Origin of the sequence: Sulfuricaulis limicola, from assembly GCF_002355735.1 — a bacterium.
GTDB lineage: Bacteria > Pseudomonadota > Gammaproteobacteria > Acidiferrobacterales > Sulfurifustaceae > Sulfuricaulis > Sulfuricaulis limicola.
This window is the reverse complement of sequence record NZ_AP014879.1, coordinates 1,220,604-1,242,910: the sequence shown is the minus strand read 5'-3', so window position 1 is coordinate 1,242,910 and position 22,307 is coordinate 1,220,604. Positions and strand designations below refer to the sequence as shown.

The window sequence follows — 22,307 nt, the reverse complement described above, 5'->3', positions numbered from 1 at the left end:
CGTTCCTTTGCAGTCAACAAATTCAGTATAGCCAAATCGCTCATGCAATTGTCGACTATCTATTGATCCGGGCGCGATTAAAGCCGCATGGCATGGCTGATCAGGTTGAAGCGGAGTGGCGCCTGGATGTGTACCATGAAACCCACATAAAGAAGAAAAAATAAAAAACCACCCATGCTGCCAGCGTCAGCACCTGATAATGTACAGACGCCTTGACGCTCAAAAGCGCCGTTAATCCACAACCACCCATAATGATATATTCCATGAAAACTGTTTTGCGGTGTCCCCAGCCTGCTTGCACCAGTTTCTGGTAGTAATGTGTCTTATGCGCCCGCAGGATATTCTCACGTTTTAACAGCCTGCGGATCAAGGTCGCAGAGGCGTCGAAAACGAATGGAGAGAATATCAAAATCGCAATCCAAAACGGAAAAACTCCGTCTCTGGAGCCCCATAACGAAAACACCGCTGCCAGCAGACCGAGCGTGGATGAACCGACATCGCCCATGAAAATTCTCGCTGGAGGAAAATTAAACAGCAAAAAGCCTCCTGCCGCCGCGGCAACGACCAGATTCAGTAACGTGAATATTGCATTCCCGCTCCACCACCCCAGCAACGCAAAAGCACTGAAGCCGATCACGGCCATCCCTCCTGCGAAACCATCCATTCCATCCATAAAGTTGTAAAGATTGATCATCCAGACGATAAAAAGCACCGACAACAGCGCTCCCAGCTCAGGGGACACGGCAAATCCGAGACCGGGAACCTCGAATAGTCGAACGGAATAACCGCCCCACAGAACCAGGCTGGCGGCGAGCAACTGCACCAGCAACCTGATAATAACCGATACATGACGATGATCATCAATATATGAAACTATTGCGACCATGATAATGCTGGGCGATAACCAGTAAAAACCATCTTCGCAGTTGAAGCGCCATGCGACGAAAGACATGCCCGCGACAATACCTGCAAGGATCGCAAGGCCGCCACTCCGTGGCACAGGCCGCAGATGCAACGAACGCTCATTGGGGTGGTCCAGAACATGAAATCGTGAGCCCGGATTACAGAATCTCCGCGTCAGCCATGCTGCCAGACCAAAACTGAGGATCAGGCTGATAAAATAATTCACAACCGTTCACCCGGACATGGAGTTCTGCATGTACACCGCGCGGTCCCGCTCATACGCGTCCTGAATACCATGCTGCCGTATCGTGCAGTCCTTGCGTAACGGAAAATGGGGGTGTCCACTGAAGTTCACGACGAATTCTCGAACTATCGACGCGTAATGATCCCACGAGGCGTTCGACCTCCGCTGAGTTGCCGGTTATCAAACCAGCGATACGCAACAGGGCCGGCGGGAAGGGAATCAGGCGCGGGTGTCGTCCCATGGCTTGGGCAAGGCGTCTGACCAGCTCAGGTGTAGAAACGTCTTCACCGTCACTGACCAAATATATCTTTCCTGTCGCGCGTGGATGCATAACACAGGTTAGCAGCGCATCCACCAGGTTGCCGAGATAAATCAGGCTGCGCGAATTAGGCACCGATCCCAGAGGCAAGGGAAACCCGCGATTTATCCAGTTCATCATGCGCAGAAAATTTCCACCTACTCCCGATCCATAGACCAGTGGCGGGCGCACGATAACCACCTCCAGATTTTTCTCTTCGGCAATTTTCAGCAGCGCCTGTTCCGCCTCATATTTCGACATGCCATAAGCGTCATGCGGTTTCGGGGCATCTGTTTCAGTAAAGGGTGATTCAAGCGTTTGCTCACCATTCACCTTGACCGAACTCACGTAGACCAGTCGGCGCACTCCGGACGCGGCTGCCATCCGCGCCAATCGTTCGGTAGCCGCGACATTTACCAGCCTGAACTCGGCCAATGGATTACGCGATCTTTCTTTAAGCACGTGGACACGGGCCGCCAGGTGAACAATCGCGTCAACACCATCAATCGCCGGACGCCAGTCGGTTTCCGGTCCCAGATCACCGACCACAACCCTGTCCCGGCAATAACCGTCTGCGCCAGTAGCGGCGCTTCGCAAGCCCGCGCGCACCTGATAACCGCACCGATGCAGTGCCTGGCAGAGCGCGCGGCCAACGAATCCCGTCGCGCCAGTAACCAATACCCGCGCGTCCTGGCTTGTTGCGTGCGGCATTTGTTGCATGCCGCTCATGTTCAACGACGTGAATACATGAGTAATTTCAGATATTCCTCGGCCAGCAAACGGTTGACATATTTCGCGTCAAACAAGCGCCTCGCACGTTCACGCGCGGCATGTCCCAGACGCGCGAGTTGCGCAGGGGAGGAGAGAAGCGTGGCAATTGCCTCGTATAACGCCCTGGCATCGTGCGATTCCACAAGCATACCGGTCTCGCCATTCACCACCGCATCCTTCAGGCCGTTGATACGCGTGCCAACCACAGGCACTCCCATTGCGGCCGCTTCAATCACCACGGTACCGAATCCTTCGCGGTAGCTTGGCAAACAGAGGATGTCAGCGATGGCTAGAAACCGCTCCGGGCAGTCTGTATATCCGACAGACTGGATGCGTTTTGCGGCATGCGGCGTCCCGGACGGCAGAAACGATTCTCCCCCGCACTCCTCATCGGAAGGACCGACGAGCAGCAAATGACAATCTTTTCCGTCCACGATCAGTTGCTCGAAAGCCATGAGCAATTCCCGGATACCTTTATCGCGGGCGATGCGTCCGAGAAAAAGAATGATTTTTGTCTCGGGACTTATGGAATATTGACGTCGAATATCCTGACGTTCCGGCTCTGACCAGCGGTTACGGTCAAAACGCACGGTATCTACACCAGCGAGCGATCCATGGCCAAGCACATGGATTTTCTGTTCGGAAATTATTCCTTCGTCTATCAAAAACTGCCGTTGACTGTGGCTGTCGGCATAGCAGCAGGTATTGAGAAAACCGATAAATCGATCTGCGGTGCGCGCCAGCCATCGCACCAAACCACGCCGGTGCAACCATGGTTGACCCGTAAATGTGTGCAGCCGCACTGGAACACGTGTTACAAATCCGGCAATTGCCGCCAGCAAACCGGGTTTTGGTGTTGTGGAGTGTACAATCTCGGGCCGTTCGCGGATGAAAAGCCTGGCCAGTTGCCACAAGGTTTTTAGATCCTTCCATGGATGGATGGGGCGCGCGAACTCGATCGTGGTATATCGCAAACGGGGACCGAGGTGTAAACGACCGAGCTCCGGACCCTCGCCGGAGACGAGCTGCACCTCCATGCCATAGGCGGCGAGCTGTTCCGCCTGGAGTTGCAGTTGCGAGACAAGAAAAAACGGCACCGAGGCCAGACGCATTATCCGTACTCCACGCAACGCTTCCAGAGCTGGTGTCGGTATTCCGGTATTGCGCGCCGTGTTATCGGAATGCGTCATGGGCTCTCCGGTGTTTCACGGTCTCCACCATCTGGCGAATACCCTGCTCCATGCCGATTCGGAATACGCAATCCAGCTCATTCTGAATGCGGCCACTGGAGTAGACTGCGCGATTGCTGATGGCCTGCACGCGGCTTTTGGTCAACGGGAAGCCCGGAATCCAGCCGCCAATGAACGCAATAAAATGTGCCAACGGCAAGGGGATACGGCGGTGCGGAACCGGTCGGTCGAGAGCCATGGCAATAATTCCCACGAATTCCTCGAGGCTGCGATGATCCGAAATAATATAGGTATTGCCATTGGCGCGGCCATCAATCCCGCAGCATATCAACGCCTCGACAACATTCGCGACGTGGACATAATTGACAGTTGCGCCAGGGGCACCGATAAAGAAAAAGAGTCCCCGGTCAATCATCCGGATCAGCTGGAACAGCGAGCGATTGCGCATGTCTGGTCCATAAACAATCGAGGGGCGCAATAACACAGCAGGAAAAGCCCCTTTGTCTGATACTGCACGCACCAGCCTGTCGGATTCCGTCTTGGTGCGCTCGTATACCCCGACCGGAGATTCGGGCCACTCCTCCGTCACCATCCCCGACGAAACCGGGCCATACGCACCCACGCTGCTCAATTGCACCCATTTGCCAATCCTTCCTTGTGATGCCGCGAGCAAACGATCCGTGCCCTGGACGTGTACATCGTGCATGCGCTCTGTATCACTGATAACACCGGCGCAGTGATATAGAACATCCGCGCCGTCGACGAAGTTTTCGAGTCTGGTTTCCGGATCGCAGAGGTCGCCATAAAAGATTTGCGCGCCCGGAATCTTCGCTTGTGACGGGGACCGACGGGAGAGAATTCTGACGGAGTCCCCGCGCTGCACGAGCCTCAGAACAAGCTGTTGGCCGATAAACCCCGTTCCACCGGTAACCGTTACTTTCATTTTCTAGAATCTGCGGAGAACGTCGATTACCTTGTCGGTTTTTTCTTCTCCGATAATGCCGGCGATTGCAGACCGTACAAGCGCCCGGAGATAAGCCGCGATCCAAAGGGGCCCCGGATAACGGAATCCGTGTTTTTTTTGTGCCCGGCGAATCTCCTTGAGGGCAAGCCGTATCCAGTTTGTGCGGCTGCTGATTCCCCCGGTTTGCATGCCCACGGTAATGACATCCTCCATGAAATGGGCGTCGCCTGATTTAAGTTCACGCAACAGAAACTCATAATCACCCGATATCCGGTACGAGATGTCGAAAATTCCATGTTCCTGGAATACGCTGCGGTGGCACAAAAGGCCCGGATGTGGCAGAGAGTTGATCTGCATTAATTGTTCTTTTGCCTTGCCCCAGGGCTTGCCTAAATAGCGCAGAAAGGTTCCATCGGGGGTGAGCAGGGCGACACGACCATAAATAACACGTTCGTGCGGATAAACCTTGCCAGCCTGTGCCATGGCGCTCGCCAGGACTGTCGGTGACCAGAAAAAGTCGTCGGCGCCGAGGAAACAGACCCAATCGCCATGAGCATGGCTCAATCCCTTGTTCCAGGCATCATAAATGCCGTGGTCGCGCTGCGAGCACCAGTACGCCAAATTGGCCTGGTTGCGCTCGATAATGGCACGCGTGCCATCCGACGACGCACCATCGCACACGATCAGCTCTTTGCCGGGCCATGTCTGCCCAACCACACTATCGATACAACGCTGCAAGGTCGCGCTGGCGTTCTTCACCGCGACGATCACTGAAACCATCGGCCTGTCTGTTTTCGGCTGTGGTCGACCGGTTTCCGGTATTAACATCCTGGCTGGAATCTCGGACGGGATAACAGATCAAAACCTAGCAAGCTGTTGACGCTTCAACAATAGCGAGGAAAGTCTGATTAAATTGCTTTTGCCCCCAGGCGGTTGCGTGCGCGCGGCCTTTCGCGATCAGTGATGCGCGTAGCGAGTCATCGGACCATAACCTTTCAATACAGCCGGCAATTTCATCTGCCGAATTTGGATTGAAAAGCAGCGCCGCATCGCCTGCCTGTTCGGGCATACCGTATATATTCGACACCGCGACAGGACATCCGAGGGCGAAAGCTTCCAATGGCGGGATGTTGGTGGGGCCGAAAAAAGTCGGCATTACCATGGCACAAGCACGCCTGTACAATTCCGGCATGTCATGATCAGGAACATGCCCGAGGAATATTACATTCTCGGACAGTTCGAGTGTTTTTACCTTCCGCGTGATTTCGTCATAGGCGTTATTTCTCGCGCCGGCCAGAACCAGAAAAATATCGGGATGTCTGGTTTTGACCTTTGCCACGGCCTCTACCAGTCGAGCGTGGTTTTTATGCTCCCAGAACTGGGCCGGGTAAAAGATAAATTTCCCGGGGAGCTGATATTTTTCTGAAAAATCGCCTGCAATGCCGGTTTCGTAAATATATCCCGGCGGTATATAAGGGAGCTCAAAGATGCGCTCAAGCGGGACTTGATACGATTCGTGAACATGCAGCTTGCCAACCCTTGAGTCTACGATAATGCCTTTTGCCCATCGGCTGATGTTTCGAAAAAGACGTTCGCGACGAAAATATGCCCCGTGCGCGGATACTTCCGGGAATCCTCTTTCATAACGATGCATGAGATCATGAATTGACACAAGCGAGGGAACCGGCGCCATGAAGCTCCATGAATCCTGGGCGGGGAAGATCCACAGATTACATCGTGCTCGCACGAGGGATCCGGCAACGGTATTGAAATATGGCGATGCGGCACGCCACATGCCTACAGGCAACCCTGTCACGCGCCAGACATTACTGAAGGAATATTTCGCACCTGCTTTGCCCAGATGGAAAGACGCAAGACTGTATTTTTCGAGATAGGATTTCCATTGTGAACTGACGTACGCGACCACCACGGAGAATTTTTCACGTGGAAGCGAGGCGACGGCATCAAGGATTGCCTGACTGTATTGAAACATCCCCCCGTTGCTGGAGGCCGTACCGAGAAATAAGCCGATTTTTTTCACCGACGCACCACAAAACTCACGCTCCAGGTGTCAAAACCGGGTTGGTTACCGGACATCCATTCTTGGGCGTCAACAAGCTCAAAACCGTTCTGTCTGCACAACATCTCGATCTCCGGATAAAAAAAATAGCGCATGCTGTGCGTTTCTTTTTGTTCTTCAATCGTCTCTTTCGCCTTGTCCTTTATCAGGACAGTGTAATTGACATCAACAAGATTCATGTTGGGATGCATGACCGGCTCGGCAATGCGGATAATGCTGTACATGCTGTCCTCAAACCGTTTGATGCGCACCTCGGGGAGCGTGGTTAAAACAGCGGGCCCGTACCAGCAATCAAAAATAAATATGCCGCCGGGATTCAGGTGGTGTTTTGCCGTCTGGAATGCGGCCATGACATCGTCATTCCGGGTCTGATAGCTGAGAACATGAAACAACGATATCGCGCAATCGAATTTATTGTCGATTCTGACATTTCTTGCGTCACCATGGGAAAAAACAATATTTTTTGCCATTCCTGGCGTCAACGTTGCACGTTTTTTGTTGGCCTCAGCCAGCATCTGATGGCTTATATCGACGCCGTGCACTGCCAGATCCTTCTCAGCCAGGTGAAACGCATGCCCGCCAGTACCGCAGCCCAGTTCCAGAATCGTGCGGGTGTTTGGGTGATGTTTCTCTATGAGATTACGGAGAAAAATGGATTCCGACAGATAATCCTTGTCACGGTAGAGCAAGTCATAATAATGCGCATATCCGCCGAACACGCTCACTGGAACACCTTGCGCATCGCTTCGGCGACCTGTTCCATCTGCCCGTCAGTCAGCGCCAGACCGCTGGGAACATAAAAACCGCGTCGCGCTATGCGTTCCGCCACCGGGTAACTCTCTCCGGCAAACAATCCCATCTTTCTGAACACGGGTTGTTCATGCATAGGCCAGAAATACGGGCGCGTGCCAATGCCGAGTTTTGCCAACCTGGTCATGGCTTCCTTGGCGTCGAAAGGTACGCTGTCTGCCAACACCAGGCCGTACACCCAATAGATGTTGTCGGCGAAATCCGTTCGCGGCAATGGCAGCTGGATACCCGGTATGCCGGCCAGCAGGCTGGTATAGCGGGCACCCATCCGGCGTTTGATCTGCACAAACTTGTCCAGTTGCTCCAGCTGCGCCACGCCCAAGGCTGCCTGCATATTGGTCATTCGGAAATTCCAGCCCAGTTCGTCGTGCACAAATCGCTGCTCGGGCTTGAAACAGAGATTTCGCAGGGAACGGCATTTCTCGGCCAGCGCGGGATCATCTGTCATTATCATTCCGCCCTCTCCCGTGGTGATGTGCTTATTGGGATAAAAGCTGAAAGTACTGATGTCGCCGAAACTTCCGCAGGGCTTTCCCGCGTAAGTCTGGCCATGCATCTCGGCGGCATCTTCAATCACCTTAAGACCGTATCGGTGAGCCAGCGCCAACATCGGCTTCATGTCTACCGGCAGGCCAAAAATATGCACGACCATGATAGCCTTGGTGCGTGGCGTAATACGCGCCTCTACCTGTGCGACATCCATGTTCCATGTGACGGGGTCGCAGTCCACTACTACAGGCACCGCGCCGGAACGTACTATGGCGGCAGCGCAGGAAATGATGGTGAATGCAGGCAAAATTACTTCATCACCCGCACCGATGCCCAAAGCCGCGACAGAAGCGTCCAGCGCCACTGATCCATTGGACACAGCCACGCCGTATTTGCGCCCGACGCGCGCGGCTAATTGCTCCTCGAACTGCTTGATGAACGGGCCTTCGGACGAAATCCAGCCGGTGCGGATGCACTCGAGCAGGTACTTTTCCTCATTGCCTTTGAGCAAGGGCTCATTGACGGGAACAAAGGTATTCCGGTTCATAATTATTTCACGAGCCGGATCTGATCGGCAGAAACAGGAGAAAACCGCACTTTGTCCTCCTCACCCGCATAGGGCCCCTGCTTGACCTCAATAATCTCGCTGGCCTCCAGCATCTCGAAGCCGTGCCCCCCGAACGCCAGTAATACCACATCGCCCTGTTTCAGTATCCGGCTTTCCAGATAACGCTGGTCGTCATCATAAAAATCCACGCGTACCTGGCCGGATCTTATGAACAACACTTCTTTCGTGAAATGCACCTGGCGCGCCACCGGGTGGTGCACATGCGGCGGGATAACATAGCCTTTGGGGCGATTCATGTAACCGAGCTGCTGGGAAAAATCATTGGGAGTGAAGAATTCAATTCCCTCAGCACGATAGTTGGCCCGGAGAATAAAGGCCAGCGATTTTCCCTGATGGTTGATTGTCTCGATCATGCCTTCCATATTTGCCGATAAAAAAAATATTTCTAGACGGGATGGGACGATAGCAACTGGTTCTTGGGCGGGAACATGGCTTCTTGTTGCCTGAAGTCGACGAGCAATACCATTCTTTCCCGATATTTGTCTTTAAGAAAATTTCCTCTTCGATGAATTCCCGCAACATTGAACAGAACACCCGTGCCGGCGCGTCCAACCAGGCTGATGGCTGCGCAGGCTTTGCGGAACCTGAAGGCATTGGTGGGAGCGATTCCTGCTCTCTCGATAAAATAATACCGCAAGCTGGCCAGATACTCCCGAATCACGTTGCGGGGAGTGTAGCGATGAGTTCCGGGGAAATACATAAACGCGCCATTATTTTCGTCGACATCATTCAAATAAACGAATAATTTGTGGCTTGGATAAAAAACATCACAGTGCGGCACGTCTTGCTTGTCGAACTGCAACATGTACCGCTCACCCACGAAGGACTTGTAATGAAGGATGGAAACAAAAGGAATGACTTCAAGCCGGGAGCCGGCAATATCCCGATACAGCGTTTCAACATTCAACGTCTTGAATATCAGGTCATGGACGTTCCGGAAATCCTCTGCTTCAAAGTTCTTATTTTCTCTGGTATTTGGGAAAATGATCAGCTCCGAAAAATCTTCAAAATAGCTGAGGGACAGGTGCTTGTACTTCTCATAAAACTGCGTCAACTGGTTCAGGCCGCCAGAATCCAATATACCATCTATTTTCTGCACACCGTTAACGCGCAGTTCCCTCAGGTAGTCGTTCTTTTCCACAGGGACAGGTCTGAGAATATTATGGGTAATGTACCGAAGACACTGCGCGCCAAAAACATTTAATATGATTCCACCGGCATACTTGCGTGGCGCGTGCAACCAGAACATTTTGTTTCTGACTATCCGATAAGGGTGCCCGCCGAGAAACTGGAGTTTTGCCGGATTGCCGGCCACATTCGATTGATACCAGTCCTGCATGAAAGGGAAGACCGAGCGGAGAAAGCCGCTCTTGCTGACTTCATTGACCAGAAGCCTGCCTGCTTTTATGATTTTTTCCTTCATCTGACTTTCAGTTTTCTTCCCGACTCATTCCAGTTCGAGGACCTGGTCCACGATAGGGTCCAGATATTTTCTGGAGAGAAGCAATTCGTATTTCTTGTAATCCTGGCCGATTCGGTCGATAAGGCAGGAAACGGCCAGTCCATGGCTATATTCGATGCCGAATCTCTCGAATACGGATCGTGCAGATTCCGGAATATCGCCCTTCAAATAGTTCACGATTGTTTCATACCACGGCGTACCCGATATTGACCATTCCAATTCCAGCACAAAGTATAAGGCATCGAAATCCTGGATACCCCGAAACCGTACACAATCCAGATCTATGAGCCTGGGATTCCCATGGATATCGACCAGTATATTTCGAGAATGGAAATCGCCATGCGCTAATCCAATGCGATACTTCCCGCCGTCCAGAAACGCGGCGACGATCTTCTGAACCCTGTGGGCGGCTGAATCTCCATAAATACTTGCGATGAGTTTTAATCCAGCCTGAATCTCGTCTGTGTCCGGTATTTCAAGTTTTGTCGTCGCCCGGCCGCCGCTGCGCAGCTTCTTGTATATCCCTTGCGCAATCTCAAGGCTGGCTTCTGCGCTGACCGGTTTATATGAATTCATGGACAGATAGGAGACGCAGGAGCTTCTCTGCATGCGGTAGTTGGGCATGAACTCCATCAAGTCGGGGAAATCGCTGCGTATTTTTTCGTAATTCCTGAATTCATGCTCAATCGTGCTTCTTTTGCTTAACGAAACCTTATAAATCATCTGGTGATCGGCAATAATGGCGGAATTAAACGCCAGTTTTGTAAAAAAGTAGTCACTCAAGCCTTCCTGATTGCGCAAACAGGGAATAACCAGGAACCGGACATACAATCCATGCGCTCCACGTAACAACATCCTGCGCGCAAAATGATACAAGCGCCCGGGAAGGTCAAAATGGAGTGGAATGTCGTATTTTTGACCTGGCGTCCTCAATTTACTCGACAACGCCCTGGACAAATTCCCAGAGTTTCAGTTTCCTTGGGTCAGTGACCCGGATGTTTTCCGTTATCAGGCGATAAGCTTTCGTCAAATCCCGCGGGACACCGCTGCCCCAGACATTCGCGAGCACATCGGAAGTGATTATCGGATTATGCCAGTCGAACTGTTGATTCCAGATCGCATATACCTCCAGCGCTGTCTTGACCTGGGCATCGGATAATCGACCGACATTGTGGATGTCCAGCAGACATCGCTCGTAATCCGCGATCGATCCGGGCTCAATAGTGAATCCAAAACCCGAATAAAACGGCCGGCCGGCCAGCACAACAGGAATACCGAGGCACGAATATTCCAGGCCGGCAGTCCCGTGTACGGTCACCAGCGCATCGGCGCACAGGCTTAATGATTTGGTATTCAGGTCTGCCGGACAAATGTGCACATTGTCCGATTTGACATCCGCCGTCATTTTTTCAACGAGGCCATTCTCGCCATAGATCACGCTCGACGGGTGAGGCTTGACGACCCAGTGGACGTTCGTGGATTTCGCACAAACATTCAATGTAGACGCCAGCCACTGGTAATAATCGGCATGCAGCATTGCGCTGCTGAGATGCGGGGCGTCAGAAAAAACATGGGCCAGGATGAAAACAATTTTGTCCCCATGCCCCAGACCGAGCGTTTGGCCCAGCTCTGCTCGTGCATAAACCCTTCCGCAATAGGCTTTTTTGGCGTCGATTTGGCCGATCTCGGAATCCAGCCTCTGGCGCAAGGATTCTTTGGCCTCGGCGCATAATTTGTCCAATCCCGCCTGTCGGCTGTTAATGCTCGCCTGAATCGAGTTTTTAATGCCGTCATGATAGGTGGGCAGAAAATCATTCGATATCCTGTCATAGAATGACATTTGAATATCTGATGTTTCTATCACCTTGACGCCATGCATCAACGCCACGCGACACAACAGGCCATATTCCGAATAAGCGGTGTGTGTCGATATGAAATAGTCGTAGGTCCGTTTCCTGAAAAATGCCCTGTATTGAAAGTAAAAAAACAAACTCTTTGCGACGGCTTTTATGACATCCCGGTCGATCCTGAAAATGGTCTTGCGCTTTGTATCCCTTATAACATCATCGTAAATCAGATCACCGACCTTGATTCCATCGAACCTTATTTTCAGAATATCCTCGGGCGATTTCAGCTTTAACGCATATCCGATGGCGCGCAGGCGTGAAAATATGAAAAACATGAAGTTGGGTACAAAAAAATAACTGCCGAGGTGCACCCAGTTATTGATACCGAAGGATCTGTAGACCTTTCTGGCCAGAATCCACTGGTGGCTGTAACCATTGAATACAACATCTATGTCCAGACCCGTCTTTTCATGAATGGCGCGCGCTGCCACAGCCGTTCGCAACAGATAATTGGGGCCGTATTGAGACAGATGACCTTCTATTAATATCCCTTTCCTGCGGCTCTCGCGCGTCGGCCAGCGGGTTTCGTTTGCCGCGATGAATTCCGATATCGACTCGTCCACATCGTGCGCTGTCCTGGGCGACCAGACTTTCGCGAGAAACAACGCCTCTTTTGCGAGAGACCAGAGGTAACGAACGATTGCCCGCATCCCCGACGCCGGACTAGATGACGGGATGCAGTTCTTCCCTGAAACACCCGAGCAGTACATGATCCATGTACTCGCCCGAGATCAGGAGTTTCTTCCGAAGGCGCCCCTCTTCCAGGAACCCGATTTTCTGGAACGCCCTTATGACCGCCTTGTTGGCGGACACGGCGCCGGCGGTCAATTTCCTGGCGCTTAAATCGTTAAACGCATAGTTACAGATGGCGAATAACGCGTCTGTCGCCATGCCTTTCCCCCAATACCCGCGATCACCGATCATGATGCCGATATCTGCTGTGCGAGTGCTGAAACCTGCCTCATTGAGATAATTGATTTTTGCTGTTCCGATGAAGGCATCGTCTCCGGAATGATGCATTGCAAAGAAGGAGCAATACCGGTTTCGCCACAGCTCCTCAACGTATTCCCGGACTTTTTCAAATTGAATCGGCTTCAGGTACTCGTCACGACCAATGTATCGAACCACCTCGAAGTCCGTGAGCCATGCGTAATAAGCCGGATCGACAAGATGTTTCTCTTCAAACGGGACGAGGTAGACTTTCTTTCCGTCAATTCTTAACAATGCTTATTCCCCCGCTCATGGCATTTAACATGGACTTTCCGGAAGTTGAGGGGGTGGCGCTCCATGCCTTTACGCAAAGAGGCTGTCGGGCCATTGGGACAATGGAATACCATTCTCCACGATCTGCTTTCTGGCTTCGCACAGGCCATCTGACATGAAGTTGAAGAGATGCGCCGTTGACACAGCCGAAGTCCCCGCCGTCCGTATTCCCTCGATCAGATGAACAGGGTTATCTGCCCCGCCCGAGGCGATGATCGGCACGCTGCATATTTCAGATGCCAGACGCAGGGCCTCGAGATCAAAGCCAATGCCCGTGCCGTCGTTGTTTATTGAGGTCAGGTAAATTTCCCCGGCGCCGAGAAATTGCGCTTTTCGCAGGGCATCTGCCAGTTCAACTCCGGTATCTTCCGTCCCATTGCTGACAAATACGCGGCGTGATCCGTTTTCCATGTGTCTGTAATCAATGGAAGCAATTATTGACTGTGACCCGAAGATGCTGACGAGCTCCTTTACCAGATTTGGCTGCGTGAAGAACGGCGTGTTCAGCACCAGCTTGTCGGCGCCTGCCTGGAAAAGCTGGAATGCATGTTCGGTGGTGCGGATGCCGCCCCCGGCGGCAATAGGCATAAAACAGTTTTTTCCCAGCTGTTCCACCTGCCCGGAAAATGCGGTGTGATCCCGTGTCGCGCGGGAGACGTCCAGTATCACGAGTTCATCGATGGAGCGCGCGATGGAATCAAATTCGTAGTTTTCTCTTACCCATGACAGATCACCGACACGTTGCAGACGGAAGTTTCTGCTGAGATTGTAGAATCCGTCTCCAAAAAGCAGGGTAAATATGATCCGGTTTTTATGCATACGCGATTCAGCGCGGAAAACTAGAAGTGATTCATGAAATTCCGCAGCAGTTGTAAACCGTTACTTTGGCTCTTTTCCGGGTGGAACTGCACGCCGACAACGTTGTCACGGCGTATGGCGCAGACAACTTCACCGCCATAGTCACATACACCAATTACGTTCTCGGGGTCTCTGGATATGAAGTGAAACGAATGCACGAAGTAGAAGTCGCATCCGTCGCCAAGGCCGTCGAAGAGTCCGCCGTGATTCAAGCGGAAACGTGCCGTGTTGAAACCGATATGCGGAATCTTCAGGCCTTCACCCGGAGTCATGCGAACAACCCGGCCTGGAATCCAGCCGAGTCCTTTGGTAATACCTCCCTCTTCGCCTTGCCCGGACAAGAGCTGCATGCCCAGGCACACGCCCAGGAACGGAACTCCCCGCTGGAGCACCGCCATTTCCATGGCCTGTCGCATGCCGTTTTTCTCGATGTTCATCATTGCCTGAGCATAAGATCCGACACCGGGCAAAACGAGCCGATCACTGGCAGCGATGACTTCGGGATCGCTGACTATGCGGGATTCAATCCCCAGATAGGTAAATGCGTTCTGCAGGGAGCGCAGATTGCCCATACCGTAGTTGATGATTGTAATCATGGCTGGCACAAGGGCCGGGGGCGCATGCTCACTGCTTTCTCAGCGTAATAATGATTTCCGTGCCAATGCCTCTTCGCATCAAGGTTCTGCGCAGGTCCCCGCCATCATCGGTCTCGAAGACCGCGCGGAGAACGCCTGATGTGGCCCGCATCTGGAAGGATGGACAGGTTTTCGAACCGTAGTCGTACCACATCAGGGAATCATCGAGGAAATCGGAACAGGACCGGGGTTCCAGGTACTCCCATTGGGACGATCCTTCGAAGTAACGACGCAGCCACCGCTCGCCAAAAACCAGGTAGTGAAAGGGCGGGCAAACACCGAAGAAATCAAAGCTGCGGCATAACGGGGAATCGAAATCCGGCGTGCTGAACACGAAGAACCCCCCCGGTGCCAGGGCGCGATGGATGTTATCCAGTACGGACGCTATCCGATGGTAAGGGATGTGCTCGATCACTTCCCAGGCGGTAATCAGATCGTAGCGCTCTTGACCAATCGGTTCTGCGAGGACGTTCAGGGCCCTGGTCTGAATGCCTTGATCCTGAAGCTGCAGGTTTTGCTTTATTTCATGATCGGAATGCGTCACGATCCAGTCAGGGTAGGCCTCTTTAAGGAACTGGCTGAACCGTCCCATGCCGCCGCCAATATCTAGCGTCCTTGCCATGCGTGGCAGATGACGTTCGAAAAGGCTGAAATCGCAGCGCGTGGCGCCATGATGATACGGATTATTCAGCGAGACAACGAAGTCCTGCTTATCGAAGACATCGTATATCGTGGCGACATCGTCCTCATGCACGACCGGGGATGCCGTCACGAGGCCACAACGTTCACATTCATGGTAAAGTGGCCTGGCCACGGGCAGATAGCCGCAAAAAGGCTGTGACATCCTCAGCGGCAAGGGCGTCAGTGCGCCATTGCAGTGTGGGCATGACTCGTGCCAGACCAGACGGACGTCCTCGCCAAACGCGGCAAGCAAAGGAAAAATGTCGTCCCGGGCCAGCGCCGAAATGAACGTCTCAATATCCATCTCGTGCATGCCGTCAAGCCGTTCGACGAGACAGAGAAACATCTTGAGCCGTTTGTACTTGTACAGGTTAAATTGATTGTTGTGCTTGTCCTGTGTGAACCAGCGCTTGCGAATCAACACCGGATTGGCAGATTCAGCGTCATCAGGCAGATGATCCAGGCGATCGGCGGCGATCACCATATCCACCTGGGTGCCCGGAATGGCTCCATCACAAAGGCATACGGCGGCCTCGTTGCGCTGCAAGCTGTCCATCATTGCCCGCACGAGCCCGAGATCCGTGACCGGATTCATGATGTCGCTAATGACCAGGTAACCGTTTTTAGCCGGGTCCCTGAGCATCGAGTTCGCTGTTTTGTCCGCAGACTCCCGATCTGGCACAAAGATAACTTCGGGCGCGCCGGCACTGCTGAGACGGCGGGCGACGAAGTCACGCACAGCATTCTCTGCGTTCTGAAACCCCAGCCTGGGATGATTTACAACGATGAAGCGGCAGTTCTGCATCAGCAATTAAACGGCTTCTCCCTAGCAGGGCTCAAAGACGGGAACCCAGCGTCCATCCACCTTCTCGAAAAGTTCCTTGTTCGCCCATTTGTCTATCACGGAATCGAATTCTTCGCGGCTCATGTCATAATATTTCAAATAGGAAGGAATGTGTTTTTCCGGATACTCACCATCGAATTTCTTCACTATATTCAAGCCCTGCTTCCGGGTCATGGCGCCACGCCGTATCTCGTTGCCGATCTCGCTTGTGGTTCTGCCAAACCCGAACTTGATATACATCAGGTAAAAATACAAATGGATGATGTCCGTGTCTGTCGCCGAGAAATTCTCTATGGCGCCGATATTCCTCTCCAAGCGCTCCTGGAGTCCGAGTTTTTCCTTTGCCACCAGATAATGTTTGTAATTTACAAAATCCTCAAAATAGGACCAATGGGAAATCTCCGGCTTCAGCGCGCTGATTCGTTCCGGCGAGGGATACTGAAACCAGTATAATTCCTTTTCTGAAAAGCTATCCAGGTATTTAGCCGGATCGACCCCGCTCAAATACAGATTTATACCGTCTTCGACATCATACGTATGCCGATTCTTCAATTTCGTCGATCCCCCGTATTCCGTCTCTCCTTCTTCCGCAAACATGACAAAGGGAATATCGTAGTTCACGGCGGTTCGCATGATCGCCGTCTGCACGGCAATCATGAAGGCATGCATCGGAATCCCCTTATTTACGAAGTTTTCCCTGTCAATGGCCCTTTCGACGAGACGATTAGGCGTGATCATCAGATGATCATAGCCCCGTTCGAGAAAATTCTTGATGTTCTGTATTCCAATTGGATCCTCCATGGGCGGACGTATCGTGACGCACAATGGGTGCATGCCCAGTTTTTCCTTCAGCGTGTAGGCGATATACGCGCCATTCTTGCCGCCGCTGTATGGAACGATCACATCGAAATTATTTTTATTGCGCGCACGGTGTTTCTCGCAGACCGCCTCGAGCTCTTCCCAGCGGTGCTTCCAGTCAATCTTCTTTTTTTCTTCGGCCCACAAACACGCGTTGCAGACACCGTTTGCGTCATATTGAATACGCGGACGCGTATTGGGCATCAAACACCTGGCGCAATAAACCAGTTTAGATTTGTCTTTCACAATTCGTCCCTATTGAAATCAGACTGTTTCGCCAATGGCCAATCCCTCCCGGGAATTCCCGCGCTAGAGCGCAAAGCCATCATCGATAATAATGTTTTGACCCGTCACGTAACGGGAGGCATCGGATAACAGATATATCAAGGTCCCGGAGATGTCCTTTGAATCCAGCATGCCTTTCGTGCCGCAATGACCGTTATAGTGCTTCAGGAAACTTTCCGGCTGATTGTCCAGTATCCCGCCCGGGGATATGCAGTTGAAACGCACGCCGTCATGCTTGAAATACTGCGCGAAATACCGCGTCAACTGGATGATCGCGGACTTGATTGCGGCGTATTCCACGGCCACCGTCATCCTGGTTCCGGCGTATATTTCAAACCGCGGAACCATGGTGCCGTAGATGGATGCCAGATTCACAATGTTCCCGAAACCTTGTGATTTGAAATACAGCGAGAAACGCTGCATCACGAGAAAGTATCCACCCAGGTGCATGTCCATGTTTTCGCAAAAATCCCCGTAAGCCACATCTTCCAGCTTGCGACCCCAGTTTTTATTGCGGGGATAGGCGTTATTCACCACCGCATCTATCCGGCCATGACGTCCGTGGAGCAGCTCGATCAGTGAATTTACCGATTCGGGATCGCTGATATCCAGCTGCGCGGGTGCTGCGCCGCCGGGGCGCGCGTTGTTGATCTCCTGCGCCACACGCTCGGCCGCGGTCAAATTGACATCGGCAACGACGGCAACTCCACCCGCGTCGGCAACCGCCGCAGAAAATACACGTCCCAACAGGCCCGCCCCTCCAGTAATCACCACCACCTTTCCGTTCAACATGCGTGAGTACCAAAAAGCTGTCGATACAGGGCATAGCGTTTGTCGCGGACGGTGGGAAAGCTCCCCCGATAGCGTGCGGTTTCTGCGGCATCAATGTCGCAGATGTCCAATTCCAGCGCGGCTCCGTGGGCCATTTCTCGACAACGGCTGAAATTCCCGGCCTTGTCCAGCCATTGTTGCTCCAGGGAGATCAGGGCTATGCGCATCAATTGAATCTACGGAATACCGGCTTCACGGCGGGACCCTCAAGATATTTCCCGATACCGTCAGTCAATGCCTTGGCATAGACCGAGAACGCACCTCGCGCCGCCTGGAGAGTGAGATCCAATTCATGGTCGCCATGAGCCAGGCTGAGAGTGATCCACGGCATCAGCACCCCGCGACGCACCATTTCCTGGCTGAACAATGTGCGAAACTCCATGGAAACCGCGCCATTGGCATCGCGTGTCACGTAATTCATCAGAACGGGCGCGCCGTCCAGACTGAAATGATTCTGCAAACCGCAGTCTTTCGCCGCGCTTAACAGGCCTTCGCGCAGTTTTTCACCGTAATGCCAAAGGTGCCGGCACACATCCCGTTCACGGTACACCTTCACTGTTTCAATAAAGGCTCCAAGTCCGGACATCTCGCCGCCGTGGGTGGTGGACAGCAAAAAGGTGCGCTCCGCGCCCGGCTGGCTGATGGATCCGACTTCCATGATTTCGCGGCGACCGACCAGTGCCGCCACGGAAAAGCCGTTCGCCATGCCCTTGCCGAATGTGCTGAGATCCGGCTCAACGCCAAAATAGACTTGAGCGCCCTGGAGGTGCCAGCGGAAGCCGGTAATCATCTCGTCCAGTATGAACAAGGCGCCATTGGCGCGGCACAAACCCTGAACGGCATGCAAAAAGTTCGATCCGTTATGCCGACATTGATGGCAGGGGTTTTCATACGACAGCTTGTGCTGACACGCCGCCGGGCACGGTAGCAGCGTAGTCGCGGGTTCGAGCATGACACCGGCGATCTGACCCGGATGCTCGTTAAAAAGCTTTTCCAGAGAAGCGATGTTTCCGTAATCAAAAACCAGGGTTGATGCGGCGTGGTCTGAAGGTATTCCTCGCGTGAGGGCCGTTGTGCCGATGAACCAGTCGTCAAAGGAAAAAAACGGATGCTGTCGCGGGATGCAGATATAACGCCGGCCGGTGTAGGCGCGCGCCACCTTGGCGGCGCCCGTGGTGACATTCGAACCGTTTTTGGCAAACTTGACCATGTCGGCCGAAGGAATCAGATCGACGATGAGTTCCGCGGCCCGCAGCTCGGTCGTGGATGCCCGGGTCAGGTTATTCCCCTTGAGGATCTCCCTGTAGGCGGCTTCGACCACCGAAGGATAGGCATAACCGAGGGTAACCGCCCGCAAAGCCATGCCATAGTCAAGATACTTGTTTCCTTCCGGATCCCAGACATAGGCGCCCTCACCCCGCTCGAGGATTTGGGGCGCGTTGGAGGGAAACTGGTCGAACCCGCGAGAGTATGTGTGTGCGCCACCGGGTATGACTCGTAACAGACGTTCCTGGTTATTCATGCAATGTGCTCGCTCAACTGTTCCAGACGATACAGGTTCTGTAATACCCGCCAATCATCTTTCAGGGTGTTGGGGAAAATTGACGGATCGCGCTTTTCAAGGGCCGACACGAAATCTGCCATCTCGGCAATATAAGGCTCTTCCGGATTGATATAGCCCGTCTCCACGGTGCCGCCGGAAAGATCAAAACGTGTCCATTGATCATCCCCGACGCGAATATACCGCACGCAATTCTCGTCCGCGCTGAACACCAGTTCCCCCATGCTGCCGAGCACGCGCAATTCGCGCGTGGCCTTGGGGCGCGATATCACCTCGACAGTCAAATTGGCCAGCAGGCCGCCCGGATAGCGCAACAGGCAGTGATAAACGTCGTCGATATCGGCGTTCATGTCAGTGAGCTTGCTTTTCACGCAGGCCAAAGGCTCGGGGTCGCCGAATACGTCGTTTATCCAAGTGAGCTCAAATGGGACGATCTCCCGGCAGCCGCCGGTTTCGCGGTCAGACACGTAGAAATCTCCGATGTTTTCCCACGGGTGCCAATCCGGCAGATACTGACCTGTCAGATAATTGAGATTGAGCGGTCTGCCAATGACTCCGGCGGCGATAAGTTTCTTGATATGACGCGGCCCATCGGAATAGCGCATCGTGCAAGACGGCGCCATGATGATACCGGTGTTCTGGATGCGGTTATGCAGGCCCAGGATGCGATCTGCTTCAACCACCGAGGCTTCGATAAAGCAGGGAAGGCCGCGATCACACGCATCCCACGCATAATCCATGTGGTGTTTTGGCCCGGTAGAGATAATCAGCGCGTCCGGTTTATGACCGGCGACAGCTTCCTCGAAACTGTCGTAAACCGGGATGCCATACTTGGCAATCACCTCATTCCGGCGATCGGCGCGCTGGTCGAAGCCGGCGATCTCCGTCCGGCCCAAAGCCCGAAGGTTGCGCACCCGGCGCTTTCCCATGGATCCCAGACCGACGATCAGAAACTTCATCGCAGACTCCATTCGTATCTCATTATATTCTCCACGCAAAGGAAATCGTAAATCCCGTCAATTTCGTAATTCTGGTAGCGACGAAGGCAATAGTAGGTACAACGTTCGGGATAGAAAGTTCCTTCCGCCAAAAGTATGTTCGTTTTGACTATGTAAGCCACGCCATAGGGAAAGTAGGCCGGGGCATTGTCCTGGCGGCGCGTGGTCCGGCTGATTTCAGGATAAAAAGGCTGAATCCGGCCGTCGACCAGCCGCTTCATGATCGACGGATGCTCATTGACCTCACCGACGCTCACGATCGCATCGAACTCATCAGCCTTTGCATGAAGCCGGGAAAGCATGTTGTCTATGTCGTCGTCTTCGCGCAACGGCGAGGTGGGTTCAAGCAATACCACGTAGTCATACTCACGATTTTCCTGCTCGCGACAGTATGAAAGTGCATGCTTGACCACGTCGAGCGTCGGCGCGGTGTCCGTCGCCAATTCAGCGGGCCTCAGAAAAGGCGCGGATGCCCCGCTGCCTGTCGCGATGGCGGCTATTTCAGGGCTGTCCGTGCTGACCAGGACCTTGTCCAGGTATCTGGATTTCAACGCCTTCTCGATCGTCCACGCGATGAGAGGTTTCCCGCATAACGGACGGATATTTTTTCCAGGCAGCCCCTTGCTTCCGCCTCGCGCCGGGATCAATCCGAGCACGCGCCTGCCGTCAATCATTGTCTCCCCCGCTCCACTCTCTCTGGGCCCGCTCGTATTCCTCCAGTCTGCCGACGTCCAGCCAGTATTCCCGCAGCGGATACGCGACGGTCGTTTCCCTGGCGCCGATCAACTGCTCAAACAGTGTGGGCATATCAAAGAAACTTTTTGCCGGAAGGCGGCCGAGCACATCGGGTGACAGCACGTAGATGCCGGCATTGACGAAGAAACGGTGCACCGGCTTCTCCTCGATACTCGTGATCCGGTGTTTATCGAGATTGACCACGCCATACGGCACCTGAAAATCGTATTCACGCACCGCCATGGTCGCGGCCGCGCCATGCTCGGCGTGGAATTTCAACAGCCCGTCGAAGTTCGCGCGCGTCAGCAAATCACCGTTCATCACGATCAGCGGCGTCGTGGGCGCCTGAGGCAAAAGTGACAGCGCGCCTGCCGTGCCCAGACGGCTGCCTTCGTGAAGATAATGGACTTGCACCCCCCACTTTTCCCCTGTGCCAAAATAATTCCGGATCATCTCTGCCTTGTAATTCACGGAAAGGAAGATATGTTTGAAACCCTGCTCGGCAAAACTCTGGAGAATGGTTTCAAGAATCGGCTTGCCCCCGACAGACAGTAATGGTTTGGGACAATCTTCAGTCAGCGGATGCAGTCGTGTCCCCAGGCCACCGGCCATCAGCACCACCCAGTTGGGGCGCTCCACGGCCCCGATGAATTCATCCAGGGTCGCCAAACCCACAACCCTGCCGCTCTCGTCGATCAAGGGAAGGTGGTGAAAAACCTGACGGCGCATCAAGGCCAGCATTTCTTCCCGGGGTGTCAGGGCCAGCACCGCCGTGGGTTTGGGATTCATTACCTCTTTTGTCGGTGTCCGGAGGTTCTGACCGCGCAGTATGGCGCGCCGGATGTCGCCATCGGTAAGCATTCCTTCCAGGCGTCCATCGGCAGAAAGCACCAGCGCGACTTGAATGCCGGAGGCATCGATCCGCGAAATAGCCTCTTCCAGGGGTGCGTCCGGAGAAACAACAATATCTTTCCAGTGGGGAATCAAGATTAAAGTCCTTATCTCAAGTCAG

23 protein-coding genes are annotated in these 22,307 nt (G+C 53.3%); all 23 read right to left on the bottom strand.

Annotation, left to right across the window (positions count from 1 at the left end; all coding sequences use genetic code 11):
* Nucleotides 1-100: 100 nt before the first annotated feature.
* The 23 genes from SCL_RS06055 to SCL_RS05945 all read right to left on the bottom strand — a co-directional run bounded on the left by SCL_RS06055 (nucleotide 101) and on the right by SCL_RS05945 (nucleotide 22,279).
* Nucleotides 101-1,129: an MraY family glycosyltransferase gene (locus SCL_RS06055; RefSeq protein ID WP_148665008.1), complete on the bottom strand. Its 1,029-nt coding sequence runs from the start codon at nucleotides 1,127-1,129 to the stop codon at nucleotides 101-103.
* Nucleotides 1,130-1,178: 49 nt separating this feature from the next.
* Nucleotides 1,179-2,174 carry a UDP-glucose 4-epimerase family protein gene (locus tag SCL_RS06050; RefSeq protein ID WP_197702729.1) on the bottom strand — a complete coding sequence of 332 codons (996 nt, stop codon included), beginning with the start codon at nucleotides 2,172-2,174 and terminating at the stop codon, nucleotides 1,179-1,181.
* 2 nt (nucleotides 2,175-2,176) lie between these two features.
* Nucleotides 2,177-3,406 (bottom strand): glycosyltransferase family 4 protein, encoded by a 1,230-nt coding sequence (locus SCL_RS06045; protein WP_096360380.1) that lies wholly within the window; start codon nucleotides 3,404-3,406, stop codon nucleotides 2,177-2,179.
* Nucleotides 3,390-4,349, bottom strand: a complete 960-nt coding sequence (locus SCL_RS06040) for an NAD-dependent epimerase/dehydratase family protein (protein ID WP_096360379.1) — start codon at nucleotides 4,347-4,349, stop codon at nucleotides 3,390-3,392. The genes SCL_RS06045 and SCL_RS06040 overlap by 17 nt, the downstream gene beginning before the upstream one ends.
* Before the next feature lie 3 nt (nucleotides 4,350-4,352).
* On the bottom strand, nucleotides 4,353-5,150 hold the full coding sequence (locus SCL_RS06035; protein ID WP_172425947.1) for a glycosyltransferase family 2 protein: 798 nt from the start codon (nucleotides 5,148-5,150) through the stop codon (nucleotides 4,353-4,355).
* Between the two features lie 85 nt (nucleotides 5,151-5,235).
* Entirely contained in the window at nucleotides 5,236-6,411 is a 1,176-nt protein-coding gene (locus SCL_RS06030; RefSeq protein WP_096360377.1) for a glycosyltransferase family 4 protein, read from the bottom strand.
* Nucleotides 6,408-7,175 (bottom strand): class I SAM-dependent DNA methyltransferase, encoded by a 768-nt coding sequence (locus SCL_RS06025; RefSeq protein WP_096360376.1) that lies wholly within the window; start codon nucleotides 7,173-7,175, stop codon nucleotides 6,408-6,410. The genes SCL_RS06030 and SCL_RS06025 overlap by 4 nt, the downstream gene beginning before the upstream one ends.
* Nucleotides 7,172-8,296 (bottom strand): DegT/DnrJ/EryC1/StrS family aminotransferase, encoded by a 1,125-nt coding sequence (locus SCL_RS06020; protein ID WP_096360375.1) that lies wholly within the window; start codon nucleotides 8,294-8,296, stop codon nucleotides 7,172-7,174. The genes SCL_RS06025 and SCL_RS06020 overlap by 4 nt, the downstream gene beginning before the upstream one ends.
* A 2-nt stretch (nucleotides 8,297-8,298) precedes the next feature.
* Nucleotides 8,299-8,730 carry a cupin domain-containing protein gene (locus SCL_RS06015; RefSeq protein WP_096361873.1) on the bottom strand — a complete coding sequence of 144 codons (432 nt, stop codon included), beginning with the start codon at nucleotides 8,728-8,730 and terminating at the stop codon, nucleotides 8,299-8,301.
* Nucleotides 8,731-8,762: 32 nt separating this feature from the next.
* A complete protein-coding gene (locus SCL_RS06010) occupies nucleotides 8,763-9,800 on the bottom strand; it encodes a phytanoyl-CoA dioxygenase family protein (RefSeq protein WP_096360374.1) in 1,038 nt (345 codons plus the stop codon).
* 24 nt (nucleotides 9,801-9,824) lie between these two features.
* Nucleotides 9,825-10,640, bottom strand: a complete 816-nt coding sequence (locus tag SCL_RS06005; RefSeq protein ID WP_172425946.1) for a phosphotransferase — start codon at nucleotides 10,638-10,640, stop codon at nucleotides 9,825-9,827.
* Nucleotides 10,641-10,773: 133 nt separating this feature from the next.
* Entirely contained in the window at nucleotides 10,774-12,396 is a 1,623-nt protein-coding gene (locus SCL_RS06000; RefSeq protein WP_096360372.1) for a capsular polysaccharide export protein, LipB/KpsS family, read from the bottom strand.
* Between the two features lie 13 nt (nucleotides 12,397-12,409).
* Nucleotides 12,410-12,970 carry a GNAT family N-acetyltransferase gene (locus SCL_RS05995; protein WP_096360371.1) on the bottom strand — a complete coding sequence of 187 codons (561 nt, stop codon included), beginning with the start codon at nucleotides 12,968-12,970 and terminating at the stop codon, nucleotides 12,410-12,412.
* A 69-nt stretch (nucleotides 12,971-13,039) separates the two neighbouring features.
* Nucleotides 13,040-13,828, bottom strand: a complete 789-nt coding sequence (gene hisF / locus SCL_RS05990) for an imidazole glycerol phosphate synthase subunit HisF (RefSeq protein WP_096360370.1) — start codon at nucleotides 13,826-13,828, stop codon at nucleotides 13,040-13,042.
* Nucleotides 13,829-13,848: 20 nt separating this feature from the next.
* Complete coding sequence (gene hisH, locus SCL_RS05985; RefSeq protein ID WP_096360369.1) at nucleotides 13,849-14,463, bottom strand: imidazole glycerol phosphate synthase subunit HisH; 615 nt, start codon at nucleotides 14,461-14,463, stop codon at nucleotides 13,849-13,851.
* A 28-nt stretch (nucleotides 14,464-14,491) separates the two neighbouring features.
* Entirely contained in the window at nucleotides 14,492-15,988 is a 1,497-nt protein-coding gene (locus SCL_RS05980) for a class I SAM-dependent methyltransferase (RefSeq protein ID WP_096360368.1), read from the bottom strand.
* A 21-nt stretch (nucleotides 15,989-16,009) separates the two neighbouring features.
* Nucleotides 16,010-17,131, bottom strand: a complete 1,122-nt coding sequence (locus SCL_RS05975) for an N-acetyl sugar amidotransferase (RefSeq protein ID WP_148665004.1) — start codon at nucleotides 17,129-17,131, stop codon at nucleotides 16,010-16,012.
* A 63-nt stretch (nucleotides 17,132-17,194) separates the two neighbouring features.
* Complete coding sequence (locus SCL_RS05970; RefSeq protein ID WP_096360366.1) at nucleotides 17,195-17,962, bottom strand: oxidoreductase; 768 nt, start codon at nucleotides 17,960-17,962, stop codon at nucleotides 17,195-17,197.
* Complete coding sequence (locus SCL_RS05965; RefSeq protein ID WP_096360365.1) at nucleotides 17,956-18,168, bottom strand: hypothetical protein; 213 nt, start codon at nucleotides 18,166-18,168, stop codon at nucleotides 17,956-17,958. The genes SCL_RS05970 and SCL_RS05965 overlap by 7 nt, the downstream gene beginning before the upstream one ends.
* Nucleotides 18,168-19,523, bottom strand: a complete 1,356-nt coding sequence (locus SCL_RS05960; RefSeq protein WP_096360364.1) for a glutamate-1-semialdehyde 2,1-aminomutase — start codon at nucleotides 19,521-19,523, stop codon at nucleotides 18,168-18,170. The genes SCL_RS05965 and SCL_RS05960 overlap by 1 nt, the downstream gene beginning before the upstream one ends.
* Nucleotides 19,520-20,521: a Gfo/Idh/MocA family protein gene (locus tag SCL_RS05955; protein ID WP_172425945.1), complete on the bottom strand. Its 1,002-nt coding sequence runs from the start codon at nucleotides 20,519-20,521 to the stop codon at nucleotides 19,520-19,522. The genes SCL_RS05960 and SCL_RS05955 overlap by 4 nt, the downstream gene beginning before the upstream one ends.
* Nucleotides 20,518-21,234, bottom strand: coding sequence for an acylneuraminate cytidylyltransferase family protein (locus SCL_RS05950; protein WP_096360362.1), 717 nt, complete (start codon nucleotides 21,232-21,234; stop codon nucleotides 20,518-20,520). Before SCL_RS05950 ends, SCL_RS05955 begins: the two co-directional genes overlap by 4 nt.
* A complete protein-coding gene (locus tag SCL_RS05945; protein ID WP_096361872.1) occupies nucleotides 21,227-22,279 on the bottom strand; it encodes a nucleotidyltransferase family protein in 1,053 nt (350 codons plus the stop codon). Before SCL_RS05945 ends, SCL_RS05950 begins: the two co-directional genes overlap by 8 nt.
* Nucleotides 22,280-22,307 lie beyond the last annotated feature (28 nt).

Excerpts from the sequence above, each read along its gene's own strand:
- SCL_RS06050 (WP_197702729.1), bottom strand. The coding sequence starts at position 2,174 with ATGAGCGGCATGCAACAAATGCCGCACGCAACAAGCCAGGACGCGCGG.
- SCL_RS06045 (WP_096360380.1), bottom strand. The coding sequence starts at position 3,406 with ATGACGCATTCCGATAACACGGCGCGCAATACCGGAATACCGACACCA.
- SCL_RS06040 (WP_096360379.1), bottom strand. The coding sequence starts at position 4,349 with ATGAAAGTAACGGTTACCGGTGGAACGGGGTTTATCGGCCAACAGCTT.
- SCL_RS06035 (WP_172425947.1), bottom strand. The coding sequence starts at position 5,150 with ATGGTTTCAGTGATCGTCGCGGTGAAGAACGCCAGCGCGACCTTGCAG.
- SCL_RS06020 (WP_096360375.1), bottom strand. The coding sequence starts at position 8,296 with ATGAACCGGAATACCTTTGTTCCCGTCAATGAGCCCTTGCTCAAAGGC.
- SCL_RS06015 (WP_096361873.1), bottom strand. The coding sequence starts at position 8,730 with ATGATCGAGACAATCAACCATCAGGGAAAATCGCTGGCCTTTATTCTC.
- SCL_RS06010 (WP_096360374.1), bottom strand. The coding sequence starts at position 9,800 with ATGAAGGAAAAAATCATAAAAGCAGGCAGGCTTCTGGTCAATGAAGTC.
- SCL_RS06000 (WP_096360372.1), bottom strand. The coding sequence starts at position 12,396 with ATGCGGGCAATCGTTCGTTACCTCTGGTCTCTCGCAAAAGAGGCGTTG.
- hisF (WP_096360370.1), bottom strand. The coding sequence starts at position 13,828 with ATGCATAAAAACCGGATCATATTTACCCTGCTTTTTGGAGACGGATTC.
- hisH (WP_096360369.1), bottom strand. The coding sequence starts at position 14,463 with ATGATTACAATCATCAACTACGGTATGGGCAATCTGCGCTCCCTGCAG.
- SCL_RS05980 (WP_096360368.1), bottom strand. The coding sequence starts at position 15,988 with ATGCAGAACTGCCGCTTCATCGTTGTAAATCATCCCAGGCTGGGGTTT.
- SCL_RS05970 (WP_096360366.1), bottom strand. The coding sequence starts at position 17,962 with ATGTTGAACGGAAAGGTGGTGGTGATTACTGGAGGGGCGGGCCTGTTG.
- SCL_RS05965 (WP_096360365.1), bottom strand. The coding sequence starts at position 18,168 with ATGCGCATAGCCCTGATCTCCCTGGAGCAACAATGGCTGGACAAGGCC.
- SCL_RS05960 (WP_096360364.1), bottom strand. The coding sequence starts at position 19,523 with ATGAATAACCAGGAACGTCTGTTACGAGTCATACCCGGTGGCGCACAC.
- SCL_RS05955 (WP_172425945.1), bottom strand. The coding sequence starts at position 20,521 with ATGAAGTTTCTGATCGTCGGTCTGGGATCCATGGGAAAGCGCCGGGTG.
- SCL_RS05950 (WP_096360362.1), bottom strand. The coding sequence starts at position 21,234 with ATGATTGACGGCAGGCGCGTGCTCGGATTGATCCCGGCGCGAGGCGGA.